The 3,229-nt window shown below is 53.8% G+C and carries 4 protein-coding genes; 1 reads left to right on the top strand and 3 read right to left on the bottom strand.

Annotated features, from left to right (window positions below; genetic code table 11):
• On the bottom strand, positions 1-824 hold an 824-nt coding region (locus BP822_RS09350; RefSeq protein ID WP_286878184.1), incomplete at its 3' end, for a hydroxymethylglutaryl-CoA reductase, degradative.
• A 67-nt stretch (positions 825-891) separates the two neighbouring features.
• Between BP822_RS09350 and BP822_RS09345 the strand changes: the two genes are divergently transcribed.
• Positions 892-1,944, top strand: coding sequence for a M42 family metallopeptidase (locus tag BP822_RS09345; RefSeq protein ID WP_276837124.1), 1,053 nt, complete (start codon positions 892-894; stop codon positions 1,942-1,944).
• Between the two features lie 215 nt (positions 1,945-2,159).
• Here the strand turns inward: BP822_RS09345 and BP822_RS09340 are convergent, their stop codons facing one another.
• Complete coding sequence (locus BP822_RS09340) at positions 2,160-2,591, bottom strand: universal stress protein (protein ID WP_276837126.1); 432 nt, start codon at positions 2,589-2,591, stop codon at positions 2,160-2,162.
• A 46-nt stretch (positions 2,592-2,637) separates the two neighbouring features.
• Positions 2,638-3,027, bottom strand: a complete 390-nt coding sequence (locus tag BP822_RS09335; protein WP_276837127.1) for a 5-(carboxyamino)imidazole ribonucleotide mutase — start codon at positions 3,025-3,027, stop codon at positions 2,638-2,640.
• Positions 3,028-3,229 lie beyond the last annotated feature (202 nt).

Genomic DNA, 3,229 nt, shown 5'->3' with positions numbered 1-3,229 from the left:
CGGGTATCGTTTCCTGTGGCTAAAACCACTGCCGTCACCCCGTTCATGATTCCCTTATTGTGGGTTGCCGCTCGATAGGAATCGACCACCGCCAGCTCTGCTGCCAGGATGATGCCGTCCACTACCTCCGGGCCGCCGATATCCTCCGCCCTGAATACCGCTTTAGCCCTGGCTAAACGGAGATCAGCCAGATTGGAGATGATCCTGAGATAGACCCGGCCCCCGGTTATCTGCTCTATCCTGGGGGCAAGAGCCTCGGCCATGGTGTTGACCGCGTTCGCCCCCATGGCATCCCGGCAGTCGACTATGAGATGGGTGACGACCATTGGCCCCAGCCGGGAGTCGATGACATAAACCTCGATGTCCTTAACCCCGCCACCGTACTTGACGAGCATGGGATCCAACTCATTTGCCATCGCCATCAGCTCATCCTTGTGGAGGAGGATGGCCTGGCGGGCGGCAAAGGGATCATCAATTCCCGTGGCCTGGATCTGGGCGCGCATAACCGGCCCGGTGCTGGAGGTTAAAAAACCCCCCCCTCCTCGGGCCATGCGGGCTCCGTTGCTCGCGGCGGCGATCACCGAGGGCTCCTCAGTGGCCATTGGTATGAGGACCTCCTGGCCATCGATTACAAAGTTGGTGGCTATGCCTAAAGGCACCTGGAACATTCCGATCACATTCTCCACCATCTTCTCAGCCTGATCAAGGACCAGACCTCTCTCAACCTGAGAGATCTCCTCTGATCCAACTGCCACCTGCTCTGCCACAGCCTTAAGCCTCTCATTTGGAGGAAGCTTGTAGAATCCTGGTATTCTGGAGGTCATCGTTATCAGATATCTGGATGGCACTGAGAAGGGAAAAACTTTATTCCCATAATCACGAGTGGAGTTAATGAGCGACATCAAATCATTGCTGGAAAAGCTGAGCAACGCCCACGGCATATCCGGATGGGAAGGGTCGGTGCAGAAGATCGTACGGGAAGAGATCTCTCCTTATGTAGATGAGGTGAGAGTGGACAAGCTTGGCAATCTCATTGCCACGAAAAAGGGAGACCGCCCATCGATTATGATCGATGCCCATGCGGACGAGATCGGTCTGATGGTAAAACAGATAGATGAGAAGGGTTTCATCCGCTTCATTCGCATTGGCGGCTGGTTTGACCAGACCCTGCTTAATCAGAGAGTCATCGTCCATACCAGCTCCGGCCCGGTGGTGGGCGTGATCGGCTCAAAGCCTCCTCATGTTATGAAGGATGAGGACCGAAAGAAGGTGGTAGAGGCCAGAGATATGTTCATCGATATCGGCTGCTCAAACCAGGTGGAGGTAGAGGAGCTGGGAATCCTGCCGGGCACGCCAATATCCATAGATCGAGAGTTCGTACCGATGCATGGAGACACCGTAACTGGCAAGGCCTTCGACAACCGCGCCGGCCTGGTTATGATGATCGAGGCTCTGAAGAGGACCAAATCAAAATCAACCATCTATGCCGTGGCCGCAGTGCAGGAGGAGGTGGGATTGAAGGGAGCAAAGGTCGCCGCTTTCGGCCTGGACCCGGATATCGCCATCGCCTCAGATGTGACCATACCCGGAGACCATCCGGGGATTGAGAAGAAGGATGCGCCCATAGAGATGGGCAAAGGCCCGGTACTGGTCGTGGCCGATGGCTCGGGAAGAGGGTTGATCGCTACTCCGCAGGTGATTGAGTGGCTGGTGGGGACGGCCAAGGAGTTTGAGATTCCGGTGCAGCTCGAGGCCTCGGACGGCGGGACGACTGATGCCACCTCCATTTACCTAACTCGATCCGGGATTCCCACCGGCGTGATCAGCGTCGCCACGCGCTATATCCACTCGCCAGTAGAGGTGCTGAATTTAAATGATATAGAACGGGCAGCAGATCTTATGGCCAGAAGCCTGGAGACGGCATCCAGATACTTCAAAGAATGAGGCGTTGCCGTTAAATCGGCTCAATCCTTTTTTATTTTTGATTAAATTTCAAAAAGAAAAAGTTTTCACCGGAGTGATCCGGTGACCTTCCTCGACCTTTCAGCTTGAGCCGATCAAGCTAATCACAAAGTAGCCCAAGACTACACCCACCACGAATACAATGGCAAAGGAGGCATAGAGCAAGGGAGTTCCCAATACTAGAGCTTCCATTCAGATCATCTCACTACCAGGACAGGAATCGTGGCCCAATAAAGAACCTTCTGTGCAACGCTTCCGATCAATAGCTTAGTGGCACCGGACTCCCCGTGGCTTCCAACGACGATCAGGTCGGCTTTCTCTGCCCCTGCGGTATCTATGATTGCTGTTGCGGGTGCGCCGATTCTCACCACGGTGTCAATATTTATACCGGCAGAGGCACCCATGGATTTGAGTTCTTCTACTGCCTTCTCTCCAGCAGCCTTCAGCCTGGCCTCGACATCCTTTCTATCTGATCCAAGTTGGCGAACGGCGCTTGCAATAACGACCTCATTGACAACATTGAGCGCTATGACCTGTGCTCCCAGCGCCTTTGCGAGCTCCATGCCCTCCTTAGCGGCTGCTTTAGATTTCTCTGAGCCATCTGTGGCGATCAAAATCCGCTTGTACATCCTATCCCACCTTTGAGCCGTTATCTCACGGACATTGTATAAATAGCTATCTTCCAGATTCCAGAATTCTAATAGCCAGCAACGCCGCATTCTCACCATTGTCGATGCCAACACATGCCACGGGAACGCCTGGAGGCATCTGAACAATGGAGAGCAATGAATCCAGGCCACCCAGCTTCGCGCTAACTGGAACCCCTATCACTGGGCGATGAGTCTGGGAGGCGATAACTCCCGGCAGGGCAGCAGAGAGGCCGGCAACGGCGATGAAGACGTGGGCGTCGGTTCCAGATACATACTCCTCCAGCTCTTTGGGATTTCTGTGTGCGGAAAGCACACGATGCTCAAAGGAGGCGCCCTCATCCTTCAGCCTGCCCAAAATCCTGTCCACAATCAGCTGATCTGATTTGGACCCCGAAATAACAGCAATATCAACCATAGCTGCTCCAAGAGATCAATTTTGGCCAAAAATCCTTCTATCACATCAAGGGTTTCATCGAGAGCTCAGCTTTGATTCTCGCCCTGAAGCTCTTGCTGCTTTTGGGTGCTCATACTGATCAGAATCTCGTAGATATTTTTTACGGCACCAGCATCCAGATTCTTCTCCGTGGCCAGGTCCATCGCCCGTCTCAAGACTCGGC

This window comes from Methanosaeta sp. UBA458, from assembly GCF_002496085.1.
Classification (GTDB): Archaea; Halobacteriota; Methanosarcinia; order Methanotrichales; family Methanotrichaceae; genus Methanothrix; species Methanothrix soehngenii.
This window is presented reverse-complemented; position numbering and strand designations above follow the sequence as displayed.